Origin of the sequence: Streptomyces sp. NPDC001985 (assembly GCF_040296845.1) — a bacterium.
GTDB lineage: Bacteria > Actinomycetota > Actinomycetes > Streptomycetales > Streptomycetaceae > Streptomyces.
Genome location: NZ_JBEOYB010000065.1, coordinates 1 through 22,340, shown reverse-complemented (window position 1 = coordinate 22,340; position 22,340 = coordinate 1). Strand labels below are relative to the sequence as shown.

Sequence of the window (22,340 nt, the reverse complement as noted above, 5' to 3'; positions counted from 1 at the left end):
GCCTGAGTAGGACCCGCAGTCGATACAGGGTCGGCTGCGGCCTATGAGGTGCGGCACATGGTGCCCGGGTCGGGTGGTGCCCCTCTATGGAACTGCAGCGCCGACGGTATCCAACCGCCCGCCACTGTCGGCAGCGGCCGGTACGGTTGCAGCGAGTGTTGTGGTCCGCGCCGGGCGCCGGGGTCGATCGAGTGCAAAAGGGAGTGGTCGCGGGTGACGAGTGGGCGTCTGACCCTGTCGTGGGTCGGCAGGGATGAGGCCCTGCGAAACACAGCGGACGGTGGATACGAGTGGGTCTCACGACAAGACCCGCGGGCTACAGAAGTCCGCCTACTGCAGGAAACAGGCAAGGCCGGCGGTGTCACCGGCACGGCAGCCGACAACCTTCTCATTCATGGCGACAGCTACGACGCCCTGCTGGCCCTGGTCCGTAACCCGGAGTACGGCGATCACTACCGCGGCAAGGTGAAGCTCGTCTACATTGATCCGCCGTTCAACACGGGCCAGGCTTTCCAGCACTACGACGATGCGCTTGAGCACTCTGTCTGGCTCACGATGATGCGTGACCGACTCCTGCTTATCCGTGACCTGCTTGCCCCTGGCGGATCAGTCTGGGTTCATCTGGACGATGCCGAGATGGCCTACTGTCGCGTTCTCATGGATGAGGTCTTCGGGCGTGGCAACTTCGTCGGGACTGTCGTCTGGCAGAAGATCCACGCGCGCAATAACTCGGCCCAGCATCTCTCCTCGGTCCATGACTACCTTCTCGTCTACGCCCGCTCCAAGAGCGATCTTGTCCTCAACAAGATCGATCGCACGGAGCTGAGCGACCAGGAGTTCTGGAACCCGGACAATGACCCTCGCGGCCCCTGGCGCAGGTCGGATCTCACGGCTTCCCATGCGTACGAGGACGGACGCTATGAGGTGGTCGGTCCGCACGGGGACGTGTTTTCCCCGAGAGGAAACCGTTGGTGGTCGTGCTCAAGGGAGACCTTCGACTCACTACGTGAGGACAACCGGCTCTGGTGGGGGAAGACGGGGCGCACCTTCCCGTTCAGAAAGCGATTCCAGTCGGAACTGGGTGGCCTCGTGCCTACCACCTTCTGGACGCACGACGAGGTCGGCGACAACCGCCAGGCGAAGGCCGAGGTGACCAAGCTCTTTGACCGGTCGCGGATCTTCTCGACCCCGAAGCCTGAGGCTCTCTTGAAGCGCGTGATCGCGATCGCTACTGACCCGGGCGACGTAGTCGTCGACGTGTTCGCCGGCTCGGGCACCACCGCTGCTGTAGCGCACAAGATGGAACGCCGCTGGGTGACTGCAGAGATCCTCGAAGAGACGGCTGAGACCTTCACCCGTCCCCGTTTGGAGAAGGTCGTCGCCGGCGACGACCCGGGGGGCATTACGAAGACCGTTGGATGGGAAGGCGGAGGCGGCTTCAGGAGCCTCAAGGCATCGCCGTCCGCGTTCGAGATCGCCGATGGCCGAGTCTTCCTCGCGGATTGGGTCAATGGCGAAGACTTTACTGCCGTCGTCGCAGCCCAGCTGGGCTTCATGTATGACAGCGCGGACGGAGGGCCGTTCTGCGGCACGAAGGGACGTGCCCGGCTGGCCGTTGTCGACGGCGTCGTGGACGAGGTCGTGGCCCGAGGCGTTATTGGGCATTTGGACGAGGGAGAACGAGCAGTGATCGTCGGCAGGGGCATCACGCCCGAAGCTGAGAGTCTCGTTGCGGAGCTGAGCCGAGGGTCCAAGGTGCTTAAGGCGCCTCGCGATCTGGTGCGTCGCGGGAAGGCTGTGCGATGACCTGGATCGACTACGACGCCTCGCTCGTGGAAGACATCGCCGCGAGGTTGGACCTTCGGGCACCCAACGCAGCGGCCGTCCGCGCGGTTGCCGAAGCGATCGCGGACGGGAACGGCCGCGAAGTGGTGTGCGACCTGGCGACGGGCGTCGGCAAGACGTACATCCTTGCCGGCCTGGTGGACTACCTGGCAGCCCAGGGAGTTCGGAACATCCTGGTCGTCACGCCAGGGACGACGATCCAGGATAAGACGGTCGCCAACTTCACTCCCGGGCATGCGAAGTTCGTGAACGGCAGCGATGCCGAGCCGTTGGTGATCACCTCGGAAAACTTCTCCCGGGGACAGGTGGGCGATGCCCTGCACGACGGCACGATCACGAAGCTGTTCGTCTTCAACGTGCAGCAGCTGATCCGGCCCAGCGACAAGACGTCCAGAAAAATCCGGGCCCGAGACGAATTCATCGGCACGGGTCTTTACCAGCACCTTCAGCAGGTAGAGGGCCTCGTCGTCATCGCGGACGAGCACCACGTCTACAGCTCAAGAGCCAAGTCATTCAACCAGGCCATCGAGGAACTGGGCGCGCGGGCGGTCGTCGGACTCACCGCGACACCTGCACCAGGTGTCAAGCCGATCTTCCAATACTCCCTTGCCGAGGCCATTGCCGACGGCTTCGTGAAGATCCCTGTGATCGTCTACCGCCCGGATGGCCGGAAGGACGAGAGCACGGTCCTTGCCGATGCTTGTCATCTGCTGCGGATAAAGGACGCCGCATGGACTGCCTGGGCAGAAGCACAGGGCAGGACCCCCGTGCACCCCGTGTTGTTCGTGGTATGCCGTGACATCCCTGACGCCGAGCGCGTCGCAAACAGGCTGACAGCCGATGACATGTTTCCCGGTGAGGGACAAGTGCTCACCGTCACCTCGCAGTCGAGCGACACCGCACTGCGGGCCCTGGCTGCGGTGGAAGAGGCCGACTCGCCGGTACGCGTCGTGGTCTCGGTGAACAAGCTGAAGGAAGGCTGGGACGTCAAGAACATCGGGGTGATCGTCGGCCTGCGAGCTCTTGCTTCGGAGACTCTGACGGAGCAGGTCCTCGGTCGAGGGCTGCGGCTGCCCTATGGGCGGAGGGTCGGCACTCCCATGGTGGACACAGTTGACCTTGTTGCCCACGAGTCCTACCGGCAGCTGCTGGCCAACAAGGACGCGCTGCTGCAACAGGTTCTGCCCGCTGACGGCGGTGACCTGGACAAGGGCCGTCCGCAGCCGGCCCCTGTTGCGAACCAGCCGAGCAGCGGTGATGAGCAGCAGATCCTGACCTTTACGTCACGCCCGCGTGTCATCGGCGACGACTTGGTGGACGGCTCTCCGCTGCTGCATGTGGAGTCGTTTGACGCTGTCATGGCCCAAGGCAAGCGGGACGCGAAGGCCGTTGCAACGCTCCGCACCAAGGTCCCCGGTGCACCGACGATCCGCTTCCCCAGGCGTGAGCGGGAGATTCTTCCTGTTCGTTTCTCCTTCAGCTACATCGACAATGCGGCCGCGCGGTCTGAGGGTGCCGCATACAAGAACGAGTTCAAGGTCCCGCTGGTGCGGCAGGCGGTCGACGCCCAGCGTGGCCTGGACAGCAAGGTGGGCACGTTCGTGACGGCAGCCGAATCGGTTGACGCCACCCAGAAGTTCATCTCGATCTCTGAGCTCCGCAACGATCTCTTTGGGCGGATCTGGAACATCGGATACGTGGAGGAGACGCTTGCTGAATCCCGAGCGGCCGAACGTGTTGTCCGCGAGTTCTTGGCGGGAGCCGGCGTCACCGCGGAGGACCAGGAACACGAGTGGAGTGAACTGCGTGCCGCCCAGGCAGCAACTGCCCTCGGAAAGCTGGTCAAGACCGCCTACGACACCCGTAAGCTCCAGCCCACTTACGCCTTCCGGCCGGTCGATGTCCCGACTGTTCCCCCGCCGCCCATGCCCTCGAACGTCGTCAGTAAGTGGGCGGATTTCCGTAAGGACCTTTGGTACGAGGGCTGGGAGCACTCAGTCGAACCGGTTGCCTCCTTCGACGCCGGCAGTACCGAGTACGCCCTGGCGCACCTGTTCGACGCGAGCCCCAGCGTCCAGTGGTGGCTGCGCAACTACGACCCGGGCCCCATTTGGATCGAGCGGGACAACGGGAAGAAGTACTACCCGGACTTCATCGTCCTCGACAACGAGGGAACGTACTGGGTCGTGGAGGGCAAGGCCAACGACCGAGCGAATGATCCCGAGGTGCTGGAGAAGCGGCGAGCTGCAGAGGATTGGGCGCGCTTCGTCCGGGACTATGGCGAGTTCGGCACATGGCGATACATCTTCGCGACTGAGAAGATCATCAAGGACGCCAAGGGGTCGTGGGAGTCCCTGATCGCGCTTGCCAAGCCGGAATGAACATCCTTACTGCGTGAGGGGACTGGGCGGTACCACGGTGGACCCGGCGCCTGGGTTTTCAAGGCCGGGCGCCTCTGGTCTGGGGAATCGGTTATCTGCCATTCCAGGCGGCGACATCACCGTCCAGTCGTCAGATACTCGGCATGGCGCGCCTGTCACGAGTGACAGGCGCGCCATAAGGCGATGAGCATCAACGGCCGTAGGTCTTCTAGGCAAGGGGGAAGCGTGAACCCGTTCGAACTGCGCCGTACGGAGCAGGCGCTCCGCGAAGCGCTACAAGGAACCGCATTGGCCTGGGTTCTCGATGATGTCGATGCCGCGATCGCAGCAGGCGTGCCAGAGGAGAAAATCCTGCGTCGGCGCCCCCAACGCCGCGGTGATGATTCCCATGCCGCAACGCCGGCATCGGCAGCGCTCCGCTACGAGGTGGTGGATCGGAACCTGCTCGGCGCCAGCGAGTATGAGGCGTCGCGTAAGCGAGGGACGCTGGTTATCGCTACGCGAGCCATAACGGACCAGGAACGTGTCCAGCTTTTGCTTGATGCGGTGAGGCGGGTGCTTGTCGAATTGCCTGAGATCGAACGGGAGACGCTGAAGACGCTTCAGGCGGAGCCCGGCGGTGACGACGGCCGCCGCACCATGGTTGACGGAGTCGTGTTCGAACCAGACGAAAGAACTCGGTCGCGTCGCAGCCGAACGGAGATCCTGGTGAACCGGGTGCCCACGGAACGGCGTGAACGAGTCAGTCAACTGGTGACTGAGGTGTCGCGGGAGGTGCGGAGGTGACTGCGGTCGATCAACTGATCGGGGAGATCAAGAGCTTTCTGGCGGCTGGGACGATTTCGTATGATGCCGCGTCGAAGCCGTCCGATGTCTACGAAGGATTCATCTTCTCGCTGATCGTGGCTACCGCGAGTCGTCATGGCGCCACCGTCAGGTACGAAGACGTCTACGGGGCGAAGGTCAATAACCTCGTATTCCGGACAGGGCCGGGTCATGTCTACGGGGACAGTCAGCCCTTCACCCATGCTGTGATCGAGTTCGACGGCGCCCCCGCCCTCGAAGTCCACCTTGGCGTCTTCGTGACCGGCTCGTCAGGTGTTCGCCACGAATGCGACGTGTTGGTGCTGCCTGCCGAGGAAGCGGCCTTGAGCCGTGAACAGGGCGTTGAGCCGCGCGGAAGTCAGAGCATCCTCATCGTCGAGTGCAAGTACTACGTGTCCAACCTCGGCATCGGGCTGGCGCGGAACTTTGAGGGCTTGCGCGCCGACATCCGTACTCAGAGCGAGCTCTTCGTCTCCAACATCGGTTCACCGAGCATCGTCAGGTACCTCGATGCTCGGAAGCGAGGCTTCGAGCGTGACGTGGTGCCCAACTCGCCGCAGGCGGGTTATCTCCAGGCAGAGATCAGGAAGACCTTCAAGAGTTACCTGAACAAGCACTCGCCCTCAACGGTGATCTGAAGCCGCCAATCAAGCCCGCGGCGGTTGCGATCTGCGTGAGCGCTGCGTGAGCGGACTGAGTGACACGGGGGCGGACCAGGCATCACGCCGATCAAGGCTACGAGCTTCTGATCAGCGGAAACGGGATTCTGCGGCACCGTCCAGCACCACCAGGGATGATCTTGCAGGCCCTCGTAATGCGTAGGTCTCGGGTTCGAATCCCGAAGGCGGCTCTGAAGGACCCCAGGACTCGCTCGCCGTGACCTGGGGTTTTTCGCATTTCCGGGGAGGGGAGGGGGTGGCGGGTCTCCGCCGCTGCTTCGGGGATCTCCCTCGGTGTCGCGCCGGGAGGGGCGGAGGTGCCCCTGCGGTGCCGGATCGGCCGCGCGTCTCTCTTCAGGCCCGTTCGGCCGCGGTGACAGCGGCCGTGCGCAGAGCTGTCCCGGGCTCCCGGGCTCCGGGGCCCGGGGGTCGGACCCGCGTCGGGCCGGGGGGGGCTATCGCGAGGTGATCGCCGCTCGACCGGGATCGGGTGCCCGACGTCGCGCCGGCTCGGCCGCCGGGGTTCCATCACTGAGCGCAGTGGAATGCGCACGGGTGAGAATTGGACTTTTCGCCCGGCTCCGAGATGCAGCCGGGGGCGTTCGGTGGCGAGAACAGCGGGGTCGCCAAGCGGGAATCTCCGGTCATATCCGTACACCGGGCTGCTTGAAGTGTTGTATATGAATCGGGCCATGGCCCGTTAGTTCTTTGCCCGTTCTGACCGCCCGTGCGTACGTTGGCCGCCGCGACCGCAGGTCCATGCAAAAGCTCGTGTTTCGCATCATGCGGCTGTATGGCCTGTGGAAGCGGCTGAGTTGACCAATGAGGGGGCATGTCGGGGGGATACGTGTCGATACGGCCCGCAGGTGATATTCCGGGCGCCCTCCGGCATGGCGACGTGCTCGCGCGGCACGGCCCTCGCAACCGTTGGTACGAAGTGCCGGAACAGGGCTTCGGCTCGGCTATTCCAATGAGCACTAGGGGAGGACGAGAGCGTATGCACAAGCGCAGGATTCGTAGCGGCGTCATTGCCGTGGGCATGGCTGCTTCGCTGATCGGGGGCGTGAACGCGGCGGTGGCCGTCGACGACGTCCCCGGGCCCGACTGGGTGGAGCCCACCGGGCCCCAGTACGAGATCGACATCCCCTCGGCGCCGCCGATCACCGCTCTCAACTTCGAGAGCGAACTGAAGTCGGTCCAGGCCGGGTTCGAGTCTCGCCGCTGGTCGGACGAGCAGTACTCCGAGATTCAGTTCAAGACCTGCAATGCCCAGTCCGGGTCACAGGACTACAACTCCACGGACGTCAAGTTGTGGCACCACAAGGCCGCGGCGCCCGACGAGTCCCAGGGGAGTAAGGTCTTCACGAACTGCTTCAAGGGCGTCGGCAAGGTCAGCCGAGGTGAGTGGCGCAACGTCCCGAAGGGGAGCACCTACTTCGAGATTGACAAGATCGGCGGTTACACGGAATCCCAGAGCCCCTACGCGATTCTCACCGTCAAGAAGGTCAATGTGGACACCACGGCCGCTGACTGAGATCACAGCCATGTGACATGCGGGCGGATTGCCCCGGGTCTCCCGGGGCAATCCGCTCCCCAACTCCGGAGAATCAGGCTTGAAGCCGCTCACCCGCCTGCGCAGCAGTGCCGCCGTGTGGATCGCACCGGTGTGCTTAGGCATCGTCATCTTCTACTTCTTCAGCGCGGTTCGGGCCGACGCCGCGTATGCCGACATGGTGGCGGGCCCGAAATGGGCGCCGACGGTGGTGGAGGAGTCGATATCCTACTTCTACATGTTCGCCTATCCCGTGGCCGCGGGCCTGGGCGCATGGGAAGCGGGCCGGTTGAAGCGGGATGGTGTGTGGGCTCTGGCGCCCGCGCGTTCCCGCCACGTCATCGCCGTCCACACCCTGCTTCCCGGTGTCATCACCGGCTGGCTCATGCTGCTGCTGCCGACGCTCCTGGGTCTGGTGGACATAGGGGTCGTACCGTCCCTCGCCGCCCTGAATCCGCTGCTCATGGCGATGGCACTCGTGGTGGCCCATACGGTGATCGGGTTCGCCGCCGGCTCATGGGTCAATCGAGTGATCTCCGCGCCCGCCCTCACGCTCGGCCTCTTCTACCTGGTCGGCTGGTCCGCCACCAACGAGCCCGCGTGGCAGCGCCACCTCTCGGGGAAGGTGGCCGGTGGCGTGATGGCCGGCGAATCCCTCCCGTGGTCCACGCTGGCACCGCCCGTCCTCTTCGCCGGGTCGGTGGCCGCGGCTCTGGCTCTGGCCTGGATTCCGGTACGGGTCCCCTGGCGGCGTGCCGTCCTGTGGACAACGGCCGCCCTCGGAGCGGTGGCGGTCATGGCCGGGAGTCTGAGCACGGTGCGCGGCTGGAATCCCTACTTCGCTCCGCGCGCGGCCGGGCAGGTGCCGGTGAGCTGTGCCGGTGAGGCCCCGCGCGTCTGCATTCCCACCGGCACCGGAACCGACCCGGCGGAGGTGCGGAAGGAGATCCGGGACGCCTTTCGGCGGCTGGAGCGAGCGGGGGTGGAGACCCGGATGCCGCACACCATCCACGACGCGTCGGGGGGCGGCCGGGTCAAGCGGGAGACGACCCGGCTCACCTGGCGGATGGCGGTCGTCGAGCAGTGGCGGCGCGGGGGCGGTCCGCTGCTTCGCATGTCGGTCGCCCTGCAAGAGGTGCGATTCCCCTGCCGCTCCACCGACCAGGTGAACTCGCGCTCCGCCAGACTGTGGGCCACCACGGTCGCCGGAGCCGGCGAGCCGTATCTCGACTGGCAGCGGCAGGAGCTGCGGCAGTTCGAGAACCCGGACGAGATCATGCGGGTCATGAAGGGCCGGGTGGAGGAGGCGCGGAAGCTTCCGGCCGACCGGCAGGCCGCCTGGTACGAACGGGAGCTGGCCAGGGCCTGCACGAACGCGGGCAAGGACATCCGGTCATGACGTGGTGGTTCAAGGCCCGCCGCATCGGCCCGGTACTCGTCCCCGGTCTGGCCGTCTGCCTTCTGCTGCTGGCCCTCGCTCACAACTGGGTCATCGAGCTTCCCGGGCTGCTCTCCGGATCGCACAACCAGATCTTTCTGTTGTATCTGCTGCCGGTCCTTCCCCTTTCGGCCCTTCACCTCGCTCTGACGTCACGCCTCACCGAAGCCGAATCCACCGCGCGGAGACCTCTCCACCTCTACGACACGGCACTCATCTGCTGCACGGTCGCGGTGATGACGCTCGGGGGCGTGTTCATCGGACTCACCTCGAACTCCCCGGAGGCGTGGGCCTTCGGCCGCAACGCGCTGTTCATGACCGGGCTGATGCTTCTCGCGCATCGCGTCAGAGCGGATGCCGCTGTGGTGGCCCCGGCCGGCTGGGTCTTCGTCGTGATGTTCCTCGGCTTCGACCGGTTCCGCCGCCCCTGCTTCTGGGCCGTCCTCCCCCACCCTCCCGGCCACCTCTTCTCACTGGCTCTGGCGACGCTCGTCTTCGCAGGCGGTCTGGCCGCGTTCTTCTCTCTTCGCCGCACCCAGCAAGGAACGTGATCATGTCCCTCGACCTCAACAGCTGCACGTACGGCTACGGGCGCCGCAAACCTCGTGTCCTGCGCGACCTCACCTACCGTGTGCCCCAGGGCTTCACCGTTCTGCTGGGCCCCAACGGGGCGGGGAAGTCCACCCTGCTCAAACTCGCCGCGGGTGTCGCGCGGCCCTCTCGCGGGCGGGTGACATTCCGGGGCCTGGCGTCGCATGAGAGCGCCTACCGTGCGCGCGTCGCCTGGATGCCTCAGCACATCACCGCGATGCACGGCCTCACCGCGCGGGAGCAGGTGGCCTACACCGGCTGGCTCAAGGGCATGAACCGCTCAGACGCCTGGGAGGCCGCCGCGGGGTCCCTGGACCGGGTCGATCTCGCCGCTCAGCGGGACACGAGGACCAAGCAGTTGTCCGGTGGCCAGCTGCGCCGGGTCGGCGTCGCGTCCGCGCTCGTGCACGACGCCGACATTCTTCTGCTGGACGAGCCGACCGCGGGCATGGACCCCACCCAGCGCCGGATCTTCCGCGATCTCATCCAGACCGTCGCCGGTGACGTCGCCGTGCTCATGTCCACCCATGATGTCGCCGACCTCGCCGAGGAGTCCGCCAACGTCACCGTGCTCATGAACGGCAGGATCGCGTTCACCGGTGCCACCGGGGATTTCCTCGGCCACGCGCCGCCCGGCACACCGCCCGCGCGCCTGGCCGAGGAGGCCTACGCCAGTCTGGCTCCCCACACCGGGTGATGCCAGGGAGATTCCGCGCCGGGACCGTCGAGGGCGGGCGCCACGCGCCTCCGTCCTCCCGTCCGTGTGCGCGGGGATCGCGGGGTGGCGCGGCTCACAGACGGCCGTGGGCGCGATCCGGTCCGGGGCGACCGGCGGGGGCGTGTCCACGCCGACCGCACTCCCGGTGTCGCCCCGTCCTCCGGCGCGGCCGAGCGGCCCCGGAGGCGCGGTGGGCCCTGATTCCGTGCGCGGAACGGGAGGGTGGAGCGAGTGGTCGCCGGAATGTAAGACAATCTTCATGGACCGGAGTGGGGTCGCAGGGCCTCCCGTTACGGGAGGGGCAAGCCCTTGCCCCTGTCCGGCTTGCTGCATATGTGATTAAGATACGCAAGTTTTTACGTGAATCCCGGCAACCTTCCGACCACCCCACAGGTCGAACCCCTGATGACCCCCGAGCGCGGGGAGCTCGCGCGTTTCTCGACGCGGTTCGCCACGAGGAGTAGTACTGCAATGCCCGAGACAGGCCACACCGCCGCCCCCCGCTTCAGCATCATCGTCCCGGTCTTCAAGGTGCAGGGCTATCTGCGTGAGTGCCTGGACTCCCTGCTCGATCAGGACTTCACCGACTTCGAGGTCATAGCCGTCGACGACTGCTCCCCGGACCGCAGTGGGGAGATCCTGGCCGAGTTCTCCGCCCGTGACAAGCGGGTGGTGACCGTGCGCCACGAGGAGAACGGGGGCATCGGGCAGGCCCGCAACACCGGCATCGCGCGGGCCCGGGGCGACTATCTGCTCTTCCTGGACAGCGACGACACCATCACACCGGGCTCGCTGCGCGCGATGGCCGACCGGCTGGACAAGACCGACGACCCGGACATCCTGCTGATCGACCACGTCCGCACCTACTGGTGGAACAAGGTCCAGCGGAGCGCCACCGCCGATCTTCTCGCGGAGGCCGGCACCGAGGTCTTCCGGCCGGCCGAGCGCACCGAGTTCCTGTCGATGTTCGCGGTCGTCTGGAACCGGCTCTACCGCCGTGACTTCTTCACCAGCAACGGCTTCACCTTCACCGACGGGCTCTACGAGGACGCCCTGATCGTCTACACGACCATGCTCACCGCCGAGCGCGCGGCCTGCCTCGACTACGTCTGTGTCGAGTACCGCCAGCGCCGCAAGGGCAACTCGATGCAGACCCCGGGCCGCAAGCACTTCACCATCTTCGAGCAGTACCAGCGCCTCTTCGACTTCCTGGACAACCGCCCCGACCTGGACGGTCTGCGGCCGATGCTCTTCGAGCGGATGGTGAGCCACTTCCTCTTCACCTTCGCCCGCGAGAGCCGGGTGGTCTCCGCCGACCGCGCCGAGTACTTCCGGCAGGCCTCGGCCATGTACCAGCGGCACCTGCCCCTCGGCTTCACCCCGCCCCCCGGCGTCCCCGGCGCCAAGTTCCAGGCGCTGGGCCGGGGCTCCTACCGCGGTTTCCAGGCGCTGAAGCTGGTCAACGGCACCCGTGTGAGCGGCCGCAACCAGCTCCTCAAGGTCAAGCGGTCGTTCGGCAAGCGCACCTACGAGAGCTTCTACAAGCTCCAGCTGCGCCGCCCCATCGACGAGAACCTCGCCGTCTTCTCCGCGTACTGGAACCGGACCCCGGCCTGCAACCCCCTCGCCGTGTACGAGAAGGCCAAGGAGCTGGCGCCGCACATCAAGGGCGTCTGGGTGGTGCGCAAGGGGCTGGAGGAGACCATTCCGCCGGGCATGGACCATGTCGTGGTCAACACCCCCCGCTACTGGGAGGTGATGGCGCGCGCCAAGTACTTCGTCAACAACGTCAACTTCGCCGACACGGTCGTCAAGCGCCCCGAGCAGATCCACATCCAGACCCACCACGGCACCCCGCTGAAGCGGATGGGCATCGACCAGCAGAAGTACCCGGCCGCCGCCAAGGGCATGAGCATGCGCAAGCTGCTCCAGCGCGCCGACCGCTGGGACTTCAGCGTCTCCGCCAACCGGCACTCCACCGAGCAGTGGGACCGGGTCTACCCCTGCTCCTTCGAGTCCGTCGACGCCGGCTATCCGCGCAACGACGTCTACTCGCGGGCCACCGCGCAGGACGTCCTGGACATCCGCGAGCGCCTGGGCATCGCCCCCGGCCGCACCGCCGTTCTGTACGCGCCGACCGTGCGCGACTACCAGGTCGGCTATGTCCCCCGGCTGGACCTGGAGAGAGTCACCCGCGAGCTGGGCCCGGACGTCCTCCTCATGGTCCGCACCCACTACTTCTACGGGCAGGACCGGCGGCTCACCGAGCTGGCGGAGCAGGGCACCCTGCTCGATGTCTCGCGGCACCCCAGCGTCGAGGAGCTGTGCCTGGCCTCCGACGCGCTGATCACCGACTATTCCTCGATCATGTTCGACTACGCCGTGCTCGACCGGCCGATCGTCACCTACGCCGACGACTGGGACGTCTATGTGCGCTCCCGCGGGGTCACTTTCGACCTGCTCTCCGGTGAGCCGGGCGAGACCCCGGGCGCCGTCGCCACCAACGAGAACGAGCTGATATCCGTCTTCCGCAGCGGCAGCTGGGACGGCGAGCGGGCCACCGCGCTGCGCACCGCCTTCCGGCAGCGGTTCTGCGAGTGGGACGACGGGAACGCGGCCGAGCGCGTGGTGCGCCGCACCTTCCTCGACGAGGAGGCCGGCCCGGCGCCGCTGCCCCTGGAGGCCCGCTACCTCGCGCCGAGCCCGCGGAAGGCCGCTGCCGAGGCGGGGCTCTCGAAGGTGTGAGGTGTGAGATGTGAGATGTGAGGTTACGGGTGGAGGGGGGACCGCCGGGGTGTGACACCCCGGCGGGCGCCGCCCACCCGAGCCCGCACCCGAAGCTTGCACCTGGGCCCGCACCTGGGGCCGTACCCGCCGAGCTCCGGGACGGCCGGCCTGGTCGGCCCTGTGCCCGTACCCGTACCCGAGCCGGCACCTGGGCCCGTCCCCCGCAGAGCCCCGGGCCCTCGTGCCCGGTGGCCCCGCGCTCTCCGGACGCGGCGCACGCCCCGCACCCGAGCCCGCGTCCCAGAGCCCCGGGCCTCCGGCCTCCGAGCCCGCGTCCCAGAGCCCCGCTCCCGCCCGCCTTCGGCCTCCGGGCCCGCAGGCCCCTACCCGAGCCGGGTGCCCGGGTGGGCCCCGCACGCCCCGCACCCGCTCCCGCGCCCGCAGAGCCCGGGCCGGCCACCCCGGGGGCCCTGCGCGCCCGCCGGCCCCCCGCCCTCCGGGGCCCCGCACGCCCCGGGCCCGTACCCGGGGCCCCGCACGCCCCGGGCCCGTACCCCCCCCCGGCGGACGCCGGAGCCGGCGGTGGAGCGGGTGCCGCCATTCGGGGCTCGTCCGTCGTGGCACGAGTCGGCGGCCCACCGGCGCGCCGGAGCCGCCGGCGGCACCGAGGGCCTATAGCTGTATTCCGTGCCCTCCGCGCCCTCTGTGCCTTCCGCTCTCCGTGATCCCTCGCCGGTGACCGCCGTCGACGGCGGCGGTGCGGCTCCCGGAGCCGTATGGCAGCGCTGATCCTCTGCCACTTCCTCCTCGCCGCCTGCGCGGGCCCGCTGGTCGCCCGGCTGGGCACCCGGGCGTTCCTGGTGCTCGCGCTGCCCCCGGCCGCCGCCGTCGCGTGGGCGGCGGCCCACTGGGGCGAGGCCGTGGCCGGCGGGTCGGTGAGCTGGTCGCCGGCCTGGCTACCCGTGTACGACGTATGGCTGGCGCTGCGGCTGGACGCGCTGGCGCTCCTCATGGTGCTGCTCGCCGCCGGGGTCGGCGCGCTGGTGCTGCTCTACTGCGTGCGCTACTTCTCCGACGACACCCCGCTCCTCGGCCGGTTCGCGGGGAATCTGCTGGCCTTCGCCGGGGCCATGCTCGGTCTGGTCCTCGCCGACGACCTGGTGCTGCTCTATGTGTTCTGGGAGCTGACCACGGTCTTCTCCTATCTGCTCATCGGCCACGGCAGCGAGCGCCGGCAGAGCCGCCGCTCCGCCCTCCAGGCGCTGACCGTGACCACCTTCGGCGGACTGGCCATGCTCGTCGGCTTTCTGCTGCTGGGACACGCCGCCGGCACCTACCGGATCTCCGCCCTCCTCGCCGATCCGCCCGCGCCCTCCACCACCGTGTCGGTCGCCGTGGCGCTCGTCCTCCTCGGCGCCCTGTCCAAGTCGGCGATCTGGCCGTTCAGCCTCTGGCTCCCCAACGCCATGGCCGCGCCCACCCCCGTCAGCGCGTATCTGCACGCCGCCGCGATGGTGAAGGCCGGTATCTATCTGATCGCCCGGCTGGCCCCCGCCTTCGCCGGCGCGCCGCCCTGGCGGCCGATGCTGCTGGTCCTCGGCGCGGCCACCATGCTGCTCGGCGGCTGGCGGGCGCTGCGCCTCAACGACCTCAAACTGGTGCTCGCCTACGGCACGGTCAGCCAACTGGGCTTCCTCACCGTGCTGGCCGGCGCCGGCTACCGCGACGCCGCCCTCGCCGCCGTCGCGATGATCCTCGCGCACGCCCTCTTCAAGGCCCCGCTGTTCCTGGTCACCGGAATCGTCGACCACGCGGCCGGCACCCGCGATCTGCGGCAGCTGTCGGGGGTGGGGCGGGCGCTGCCCCGGGTCGCGGTGACCGCCGCCATCGCCGGGGCGTCGATGGCGGGGCTGCCGCCGCTGCTCGGATTCGCCGCCAAGGAGGCCGCTTTCACGGCCCTGGAGCACGGCAGCGCGGTGGACCGGTGGGCGCTGTCGGCGGTCCTGGCGGCCGTCGTCTGCGGCTCGGCGCTCACCACCGCGTACACCCTCCGCTTTCTGTGGGGGGCCTTCGCCCGCAAACCGGGCCTCCCGGACACCCCCGTACACCCGGTCAGCTCCTCCTTCCTCGCCCCGCCCGCGCTGCTCGCGGCGGGGTGTCTGGTCCTCGGGCCCGGTGTCTTCCTCCTGGACGGGCTGCTCGGCGCGTACGCCGCCGCCTTCCCCGCCCCCGCGCACCCCTACCACCTGGCCATCTGGCACGGACTCGGTACGGCGCTGCTGCTCTCCGGGGCCGCCTGGGCGGCCGGTCTGGCGCTGTTCCTCGCGCGCGGGCCGGTGGTGCGGCTGTCGCGGCGGGTGGCCTGGCCCACCGCCGACCGGGTCTTCGGGATGGGGCTGCTGGGGCTCGAACGGCTGGCGTTGCAGGTCACCGGCTTCTTCCAGCGCGGTTCGCTGCCCGTCTACCTCGCCACCGTGCTGCTGGTGATGCTCGCCGGACAGCTCGCCGTGCTCCTCGTCGACCGGCCCTGGCACGGCGCCTCCCCGCCCCGGCTGTGGGACTCGCCGGTGCAGGGCGTTCTCGCCGTGCTGACCTGCGCCGCCGCGCTGCTCTGCGTCCAGGTGCACCGCCGGATGAAGGCCGTGGTGCTGGCCGGGATGACCGGCTACGGCACCGGGCTGCTCTTCGTGGTGCAGGGCGCCCCCGATCTGGCGCTCACCCAGTTCTGTGTGGAGACCGTCTCGCTGCTGGTCTTCGTCCTGGTGCTGCGCCGGATGCCGGTGTACTTCCAGGAGACCATCAGCCGGTGGCGGCTGATGGTGCGGGTGCCGGTGGCGCTCGCCGTCGCGGCGACCGTCGCCGTCGCGCTCTGGGTGACGGCCGCCGCCCGGCGCGCGGACCCGGCGGGCCAGGCGCTGGTGACGGAGACGGCCCACCACGGGGTCAAGGACGTGGTGGCCACGATCCTCGTGGAGTACCGGGCCTGGGACACGCTCGGCGAGTCGGCCGTGCTCGCCACCGCCGCCGTGGGCGTCACCAGCCTGATCTATCTCCACCGCCGCACCCGCTCCGCCTACGAGCCGGTGGCGGAGCCGCTGCCGCCGCCGGGGGAGCCGGCCGGGCGCACGGCCTGGTCCTACGGCTCACGGACCGTCACCCCCGTGCCCGCGCCGGAGGACAACGCGCCCGAGCGCACCTGGCTCGCCGGCGGTGCCACCCTCGCGCCCGAGTACCGCTCGGTCGTCCTGGAGGTGGTGGCCAGACTGGTCTTCCACCCCATTCTCGTGCTCTCCGTCTATCTGCTGTTCTGCGCGGAGAACCTGCCGGGCGGCGGTTTCGTCGCCGGGCTCGTCGCCGGGGTGGCGCTGATGGTGCGCTATCTCGCGGGCGGACGGTTCGAACTGGGCGAGGCGGCCCCCGGCCACGCCGGCCTCTTCACCGGGCTCGGCCTCTTCCTCTCCGCCGGGGTCGCCCTGCTCGGGCTCGCCGAGGGCACCGCGCTGCACGCCTTCTCCCACGAGGGGCGTCTGCCGGTGATCGGTGACTTCCACGCCGGTACGCCGGTGCTCTTCGACACCGGTGTCTATCTGCTGGTCCTGGGCGTGGTCCTGGACATCGTGCGGGCGCTCGGCGCCAAGGTGGACCGCCAGATCGAGCGGGAGGCCGCCGGGCGGGAGGCGGCGGGATGACGGTCAGTCTCAGTCTGCTGGTGACCGCCGGGGTGCTGTGCGCGGTGGGCGGTGTACTGCTGCTGATGCGGGCGCTCAGCCGCATCCTGCTCGGCGCGGTGATCCTCGGCAACGGGATCAATCTGCTGATGCTGTGCGCCGGGGGAGCGGCGGGGCAGGCGCCGCTGCTCTACCCGGGCGTCGACCTCGCCCGGGTGACCGATCCGCTGCCCCAGGCGATCGCGCTCACCGCCATTGTCATCACCCTCGCCACCACGGCGTTCCTGCTGTCGATGGCGTACCGGAGCCAGCGTGTCAGCGGTACGGACGAGGTGCAGGACGACATCGAGGACCGGCGGGTCGCGCTCCGCGCCGAGGTGCAGGAGCAGCGCGCCGCCCTGCGGGAGCTGCACGGGCCCCGGGGGCGGGGGCCGGAGGGGGACCGGGCCGAGTACCGCACCCAGCGCAAACGGCTGCGCGCCATGCTGCGGGAGGACCGGGCGCTTCAGGCGCGGGCGCGGGACGCCTCGGGCGATCTGTGGAACGACATCGTGGGGGAGGACCCGGAGGACCCGGAGGTTCCGGAGGACCCCGGGAGCGGGGAGGGCTCGGCGACCGCGATCCGGGAGGGCTCCGGGAGCCGGGAGGGGGCCCCGGAGCGGGGTCCCGCCGAGGGCCCCCCGCGCCCCGAGGGCCCCCCGCGCCCCGAGGGCCCCCCGCGCCCCGGCGGCTCCGAACACCCGGACCGCCCCGACGGCCCCCCGCCGGCCGAAGACCCCGGGGCACCCGACGACCCCCACCCCCAGGGACCGCCCCGATGAACGCCGCCGCCAGCGCCCTCGTCCCCCTCCCCGTGCTGCTCCCCCTCCTCGCGGCCGGCTTCGAACTCGCCCTCGGCACCCGCTTCCCGCGCGGTCAGCGGGTGGTCAGCGTGGTGGTCCTCACCGCCGTCCTCGGGCTCTCCGTCGCCCTGCTGATCGCCGCCGACCGGCACGGCCCGATCACCGTCCACCTCGGGGACTTCGCCCCGCCGCTCGGCATCACCCTGGTCGCGGACCGGCTCTCCGGGCTGATGCTGACCGTCTCCTCCGCCGTCACTCTCTGCGTGCTGGTCTACTCCCTCGGCCAGGGCATGGCCGACCGCGACGACCGCACCCCGCTCGCCGTCTTCCATCCGTCGTATCTGCTCCTCGTGGCGGGTGTCTCCGACACCTTTCTCGCCGGTGACCTGGTCAATCTCTATGTCGGCTTCGAGATGATGCTGGTGGCGAGCTTTGTGCTGCTGACCCTCGGCGGCACGGCGTCCCGGGTGCGGGCCGGCTCCACCTATGTCGTGGTCTCGCTCACCTCCTCCATGGTGTTCTTCACCGCCGTCGCCCTGACCTACGCGGCGGCCGGCACCGTCAATCTCGCCCAGCTCGCGGTGCGTTTCGAGGAGCTGCCGCTGGGGGTGCGGACGCTGCTGGAGGCCACCCTGCTGACGGTGTTCGCGGTGAAGGCCGCCGTCTTCCCGCTCGCCGCCTGGCTCCCCGACTCGTACCCCACCGCCCCCGCACCGGTCACCGCCGTCTTCGCCGGCCTGCTCACCAAGGTCGGTGTGTACTGCATGCTCCGTACGGAGACGCTGCTGTTCCCCGGCAACCGGCTGGGGCATCTGCTGCTGGCCGCCGCGCTCGCCTCGCTGGTGATCGGGGTGCTCGGCGCGGTGGCGCAGACCGATCTCAAGCGGCTGCTGTCCTTCGTCCTGATCAGCCATATCGGCTACATGGTCTTCGGGATCGGCCTCGGCTCCCGGGCCGGGCTCGGCGGCGCGATCGTCTACGTCGTGCACCACATCACCGTGCAGACGGCGCTGTTCCTGGTGGCCGGGCTGATCGAGCGGCGCGGCGGGACCACCGAGCTGACCCGGATCGGCGGTCTGGCGCGGGCGGCGCCGCTGCTCGCCGCGCTCTTTCTGCTGCCCGCGCTGAACCTCGCCGGCATTCCCCCGATGTCGGGGTTCATCGGGAAGCTGGAGCTGTTGCGGGCCGGTGTCGCGGAGGCCGGCGGCTGGGCGTACACCCTGGTCGCCGCCGCCTCCCTGACCAGTCTGCTCACGCTGTACGTGATGGCCAAGGTGTGGAACCTCGCCTTCTGGCGGGCCGCGCCCCCCGGCCGGCCCGAGCGGGGCACGGTCCTGGAGGAACAGGACACGGAGGAGGACAGCGAGGAGGAGACGGACGAGACGGAGGCCGCCCGGGACGGCGGTGACGGCGGTGACTTCGGCGACAGACAGGGCGAGCGGGACGGGCAGGACGGACGGGACGGACGGGACGGACGGGACAGTCGTGAGGACCGGGGCACCCGGGCCCGGGACGGGGCATCGGCGCCCGGCCCCGCCGGGCAGGCCGTCACCGCCACCCTCTCCGGCCGGGCCATCACCACGACCACCGACCGCCCCCCGCCCACCATGATCTGGGCGACGGCGGCCCTGGTGCTGCTGTCGCTCGCGTACACCGTGCTGGGCGACCCCTTCACCTCGCTCGCCGACCGCGCGGCGGGCGAACTCCTGGAACGCTCCCCCTACATCGAGGCGGTGCTCGGCCGGTGACGCCCCCATGATCTCCCTGAGATTCCACGATCCCGATCTCCCCCCGTACAGCTGTGCGGTGGTGGGCCGCCGGCGGCGGGTTCTCGACCTGCCGCTGATCGCCTGGCTCACCGTCATCTGGGTGCTGCTGTGGGGGACTCTGAGCTGGGCCAATGTACTGACCGGTCTGCTGGTGGCCGTGGTCGTCTGTCTGGTCTTCCCGCTTCCGGTGGTCAATCTGGGGCTGCGGCTCCATCCGCTGGGCATCGCCCGGCTGGTGGTCCATCTGCTCTGGGACATGTACGCCTCCGGGCTGCGGGTCGCCCGCCCGATGTTCGACAGCCGGCCCTACCAGGCGGCCGTGCTCGCGGTCCCGTTGCGCTGCCGCAGCGATCTGATGCTCACCGCCACGGCGGTGGCCGTCTCCAATGTCCCCGACGGCTCGGTGGTGGAGGTGCGCCGGGCCAACGCCACGCTCTTCGTCCACATCCTGGAGGCGGACGACCCGGAGGCGGCGGCCCGGGCCCGGAGTTCGGTGTGGCGGATGGAGGAGCTGATCGTACGGGCCTTCGGCGACCGGGACGAGATCGCCCGGGTGCGCCGGACCCCGCCCCTGCCGCTCGGGGAGGACGGGCGGTGAGCGCGGCCAGGACGGTCGACCAGGTGCTGCTCACCGCGGCGGCGGTGATGATCATCGCCGCCGGGGTGCTGGTGCTCTACCGGCTCTGGCGCGGCCCCTCCATGCTGGACCGGGCGATGGCGCTCGATGTCTGCGCCGCGCTGATGATCGCGGGCATCGGGGTGCGGTCCGCGATCAGCAGGGAGGCGTACTACTTCCCGGTCATGCTGGTGCTGGCCTTTCTGGGGTTCACCGGGTCGGTGGGGATCGCCCGCTTCATCGCGGTACGGGACCGTGCGCCCGACCGGCCCGACCGGCCCGCGTCCGCCGATCCGGGGGAGGAGCGGCCGTGAGCGGCTGGGCGCAGACCGCCGACACCGCCGGGGCCGTGCTGCTCTTCCTCGGAGCGGCGGTCGGTCTGCTGGGCGCCATCGGGATGCTGCGGCTGCCCGATGTCCTCTCCCGCAGCCACGCCGCGACCAATCCCCAGTCGCTGGGGATGCTGCTGGTGCTGGTGGGGGTCGCGCTGCGGCTGCGCAGCGGTATCGATCTCGGCACCCTGGGCCTGATCGGGTTCTTCCAGCTGCTGACCGGTCCGGTCTCCTCCCATCTGGTGGCCCGGGTGGCGTACCGCACCGGGCATGTCGGGCGGGAGGGGCTGCTCTACGACGAGTTGGACGAGCAGCTCAGCGGGCGTCCGCCGATCCGGGACAGTGAATGACGAGAATGAACAGAGTGTTCACCGTGATTGGTTGACAGCATGTCGTGTGTTCTCCGATGCTGGGGACATGCCGGAGCAGCCGAACGACCCCACAGCCCTTCCGACCGCCCATCCCGCTTCCGACCACGCGCCCGACCCCGCCATCGAACCTGCTGCCGAACCTGCCACCGACCTCGATCCCTTCACGCCTCCGGACGCGGACGAGGCGCGGGCGCGCCGGGTGCCCGCCTCCCTCTTCCGTATCGCCGAACGGCACGCGGCCACCGACGAACAGCGCCGCCGCCAGACACACCCCGCGGTCCTCGCCCCGCACGAGGCCATCAGGCTGGTGGCGTTCCTGCTCAGCGGCGCCGCGCTGCGCGATGGAGACGAACCGGACGTGGACCACGCGGACCTCACCGCCGCGCTGAGCCTCATCCCCACGGCACGGGGAGAGATGGACGAACTGGAGGCCGGGTTGCTGCGGATGGCCCGGGGGCGCGGGATGACCTGGCCCGAGATCGCCTTCGGTCTCGGTCTCGGCACCCCGCAGGCCGCCCGCCAGCGGTACGAACGGCTGGCGGACCGGACCGCCGCCGACTAGGGAGTTTCTTTCGGACCGGACCGGACCGGACCGGATTGGGCCGGGCCGGGCCGGACCGGATGGGGCCGGGCCGGTGAGCGGGGCGCGGTGCCAGGGCTCGCGAGCCGGCGAGATCCGGGAGGGACGGCCCAGCGGTCCGTCCGGGGCGAAAATCGTTGGTGCGCCGGTACGGGCCGTTGCTACCGTTCCTGTCGCCCGGCCGGCCGGCCGGGCGATGGACCGCCACCGGGCTTCCCCAGCCCTGGAAAGCAGTGATGTATGCTCCGGCCCGAGCCGAGCCAGCCTCGACGAACCGTGCGTCCGTCCGGTCTCTGACGTCCGGCGTCCGCCGGTGCGCTGCTCCGCCGCGCTCCACCATGTTTCGCCGAGGACCGCTCGGCCTCCTCCTGCTGCCAACGCGTCAAGCCTTCAGCAAGGAGCCATCCGGGTGTCCATCAACAGAAGCACCAACAGAACCAGTACCAGTAGCAGCACCAGTACCAGCACCAGCACCGGCCATGTCCAGCGGGACGATGTGCCCGAGCCGAGTCCGGTCCTGCGGACGAGCACGTTCGGATGTGTGCGCTGCGGTCTGACCGTGGCCGCGCTCGGTCCGGACGGCACCCGCCGCAACCACTGCCCGAGCTGTCTGCACTCCCGGCACGTCCACGACCGGGTCGACGGCGGCCCGTCCGACTGCCGGTCGCGGATGACCCCGATCTCCATCGCCGTGCTCAGAAGCGGCGACTGGATGCTCATCCACCGCTGCACCCGCTGCGACGAGCTGACCTCCAGCCCCATCAGCGGGGACGACAACCAGCTCATCCTGATGCGCATGGCCGTACGGCCGCTCGCCCAACCGCCCTTCCCGCTCGAAGTCTTCGCCGATATGTGACGACGAGCGGTGCCGAGGACGGAGGAGAGACGGCCATGCCGAGAAAGAGAAACCGGAACCGGAACGGCGCCCGCCCCCAGCGCCGCAAGGACGTACTGCACAGCCGGGGCACCACGGGCGGAGGGGACGCGTTCCGGTGTGTGGGCTGCCGGCTCGATGTGCCGCTGGCCGCGCCCGGCACCGCCCATCGCAACCACTGCCCGCACTGCCTCAGCAGTCTCCATGTCGACCGGCGGCTGCCGGGCGACCGGGACTCGGGCTGCCGGGGGCGGATGGCTGCGCTGAGCGTCTCCGTACGGCCCGATGGGGAGTGGATGATCATCCACTCCTGTCTGAGCTGCGGTGAGCTGAGCGCCAACCGGATAGCCGGGGACGACAACGCCCTGGCGCTGGTACGGATCGCGGTACGGCCCCTCGCCGACCGGAGCGTTCCCGTGCGGGCGCTGCTGTCGCTCTAGGGGTACGGATACGGGAGGGCCGCCTGGGTCACCGACAGTCCGAACACCCAGCTCAACGGCCGGCGCAGCTCGCTCCGCTTCCGCTTCGTCAGTGCCATGGCCGGGGTGCTGG

General features: G+C 69.4%; 18 protein-coding genes. All 18 read left to right on the top strand.

Translation table 11 applies throughout. The annotated features are described in order from the left end of the window. The first annotated feature begins 213 nt into the window (after positions 1–213). The 18 genes from ABT122_RS25645 to ABT122_RS25560 all read left to right on the top strand — a co-directional run bounded on the left by ABT122_RS25645 (position 214) and on the right by ABT122_RS25560 (position 22,228). A complete protein-coding gene (locus tag ABT122_RS25645; protein WP_351556771.1) occupies positions 214–1,806 on the top strand; it encodes a site-specific DNA-methyltransferase in 1,593 nt (530 codons plus the stop codon). After that, on the top strand, positions 1,803–4,226 hold the full coding sequence (locus ABT122_RS25640; RefSeq protein ID WP_351556768.1) for a DEAD/DEAH box helicase family protein: 2,424 nt from the start codon (positions 1,803–1,805) through the stop codon (positions 4,224–4,226). The genes ABT122_RS25645 and ABT122_RS25640 overlap by 4 nt, the downstream gene beginning before the upstream one ends. A gap of 225 nt (positions 4,227–4,451) precedes the next feature. Continuing rightward, entirely contained in the window at positions 4,452–5,012 is a 561-nt protein-coding gene (locus ABT122_RS25635; RefSeq protein ID WP_351556765.1) for a hypothetical protein, read from the top strand. Next, positions 5,009–5,689, top strand: coding sequence for a hypothetical protein (locus ABT122_RS25630; RefSeq protein ID WP_351556762.1), 681 nt, complete (start codon positions 5,009–5,011; stop codon positions 5,687–5,689). The genes ABT122_RS25635 and ABT122_RS25630 overlap by 4 nt, the downstream gene beginning before the upstream one ends. A gap of 1,060 nt (positions 5,690–6,749) precedes the next feature. Then, entirely contained in the window at positions 6,750–7,244 is a 495-nt protein-coding gene (locus ABT122_RS25625) for a hypothetical protein (protein WP_351556759.1), read from the top strand. Between the two features lie 79 nt (positions 7,245–7,323). Continuing rightward, positions 7,324–8,661 carry a hypothetical protein gene (locus ABT122_RS25620; protein WP_351556756.1) on the top strand — a complete coding sequence of 446 codons (1,338 nt, stop codon included), beginning with the start codon at positions 7,324–7,326 and terminating at the stop codon, positions 8,659–8,661. Further along, positions 8,658–9,251, top strand: coding sequence for a hypothetical protein (locus tag ABT122_RS25615; protein WP_351556753.1), 594 nt, complete (start codon positions 8,658–8,660; stop codon positions 9,249–9,251). Before ABT122_RS25620 ends, ABT122_RS25615 begins: the two co-directional genes overlap by 4 nt. A 2-nt stretch (positions 9,252–9,253) precedes the next feature. Then, positions 9,254–9,988, top strand: coding sequence for an ABC transporter ATP-binding protein (locus ABT122_RS25610; RefSeq protein WP_351556750.1), 735 nt, complete (start codon positions 9,254–9,256; stop codon positions 9,986–9,988). Between the two features lie 492 nt (positions 9,989–10,480). Beyond that, entirely contained in the window at positions 10,481–12,754 is a 2,274-nt protein-coding gene (locus ABT122_RS25605; protein ID WP_351556747.1) for a bifunctional glycosyltransferase/CDP-glycerol:glycerophosphate glycerophosphotransferase, read from the top strand. Between the two features lie 758 nt (positions 12,755–13,512). Further along, complete coding sequence (locus ABT122_RS25600) at positions 13,513–16,425, top strand: Na+/H+ antiporter subunit A (protein ID WP_351556745.1); 2,913 nt, start codon at positions 13,513–13,515, stop codon at positions 16,423–16,425. Further along, positions 16,422–17,225, top strand: a complete 804-nt coding sequence (locus ABT122_RS25595) for a Na(+)/H(+) antiporter subunit C (protein ID WP_351556742.1) — start codon at positions 16,422–16,424, stop codon at positions 17,223–17,225. Before ABT122_RS25600 ends, ABT122_RS25595 begins: the two co-directional genes overlap by 4 nt. Further along, positions 17,222–18,994: a Na+/H+ antiporter subunit D gene (locus ABT122_RS25590; protein ID WP_351556739.1), complete on the top strand. Its 1,773-nt coding sequence runs from the start codon at positions 17,222–17,224 to the stop codon at positions 18,992–18,994. The genes ABT122_RS25595 and ABT122_RS25590 overlap by 4 nt, the downstream gene beginning before the upstream one ends. 7 nt (positions 18,995–19,001) lie before the next feature. Then, entirely contained in the window at positions 19,002–19,613 is a 612-nt protein-coding gene (locus ABT122_RS25585) for a Na+/H+ antiporter subunit E (RefSeq protein WP_351556736.1), read from the top strand. Continuing rightward, positions 19,610–19,945 carry an MrpF/PhaF family protein gene (locus ABT122_RS25580; protein WP_351556733.1) on the top strand — a complete coding sequence of 112 codons (336 nt, stop codon included), beginning with the start codon at positions 19,610–19,612 and terminating at the stop codon, positions 19,943–19,945. Before ABT122_RS25585 ends, ABT122_RS25580 begins: the two co-directional genes overlap by 4 nt. Further along, positions 19,942–20,313: a monovalent cation/H(+) antiporter subunit G gene (gene mnhG / locus ABT122_RS25575; protein ID WP_351556730.1), complete on the top strand. Its 372-nt coding sequence runs from the start codon at positions 19,942–19,944 to the stop codon at positions 20,311–20,313. Before ABT122_RS25580 ends, mnhG begins: the two co-directional genes overlap by 4 nt. A 67-nt stretch (positions 20,314–20,380) precedes the next feature. After that, on the top strand, positions 20,381–20,896 hold the full coding sequence (locus ABT122_RS25570; RefSeq protein ID WP_351556727.1) for a DNA-binding protein: 516 nt from the start codon (positions 20,381–20,383) through the stop codon (positions 20,894–20,896). 514 nt (positions 20,897–21,410) lie between these two features. Further along, entirely contained in the window at positions 21,411–21,770 is a 360-nt protein-coding gene (locus ABT122_RS25565; protein ID WP_351556817.1) for an RNHCP domain-containing protein, read from the top strand. Between the two features lie 35 nt (positions 21,771–21,805). Further along, positions 21,806–22,228, top strand: coding sequence for an RNHCP domain-containing protein (locus ABT122_RS25560; RefSeq protein ID WP_351556724.1), 423 nt, complete (start codon positions 21,806–21,808; stop codon positions 22,226–22,228). Positions 22,229–22,340: the final 112 nt, after the last annotated feature.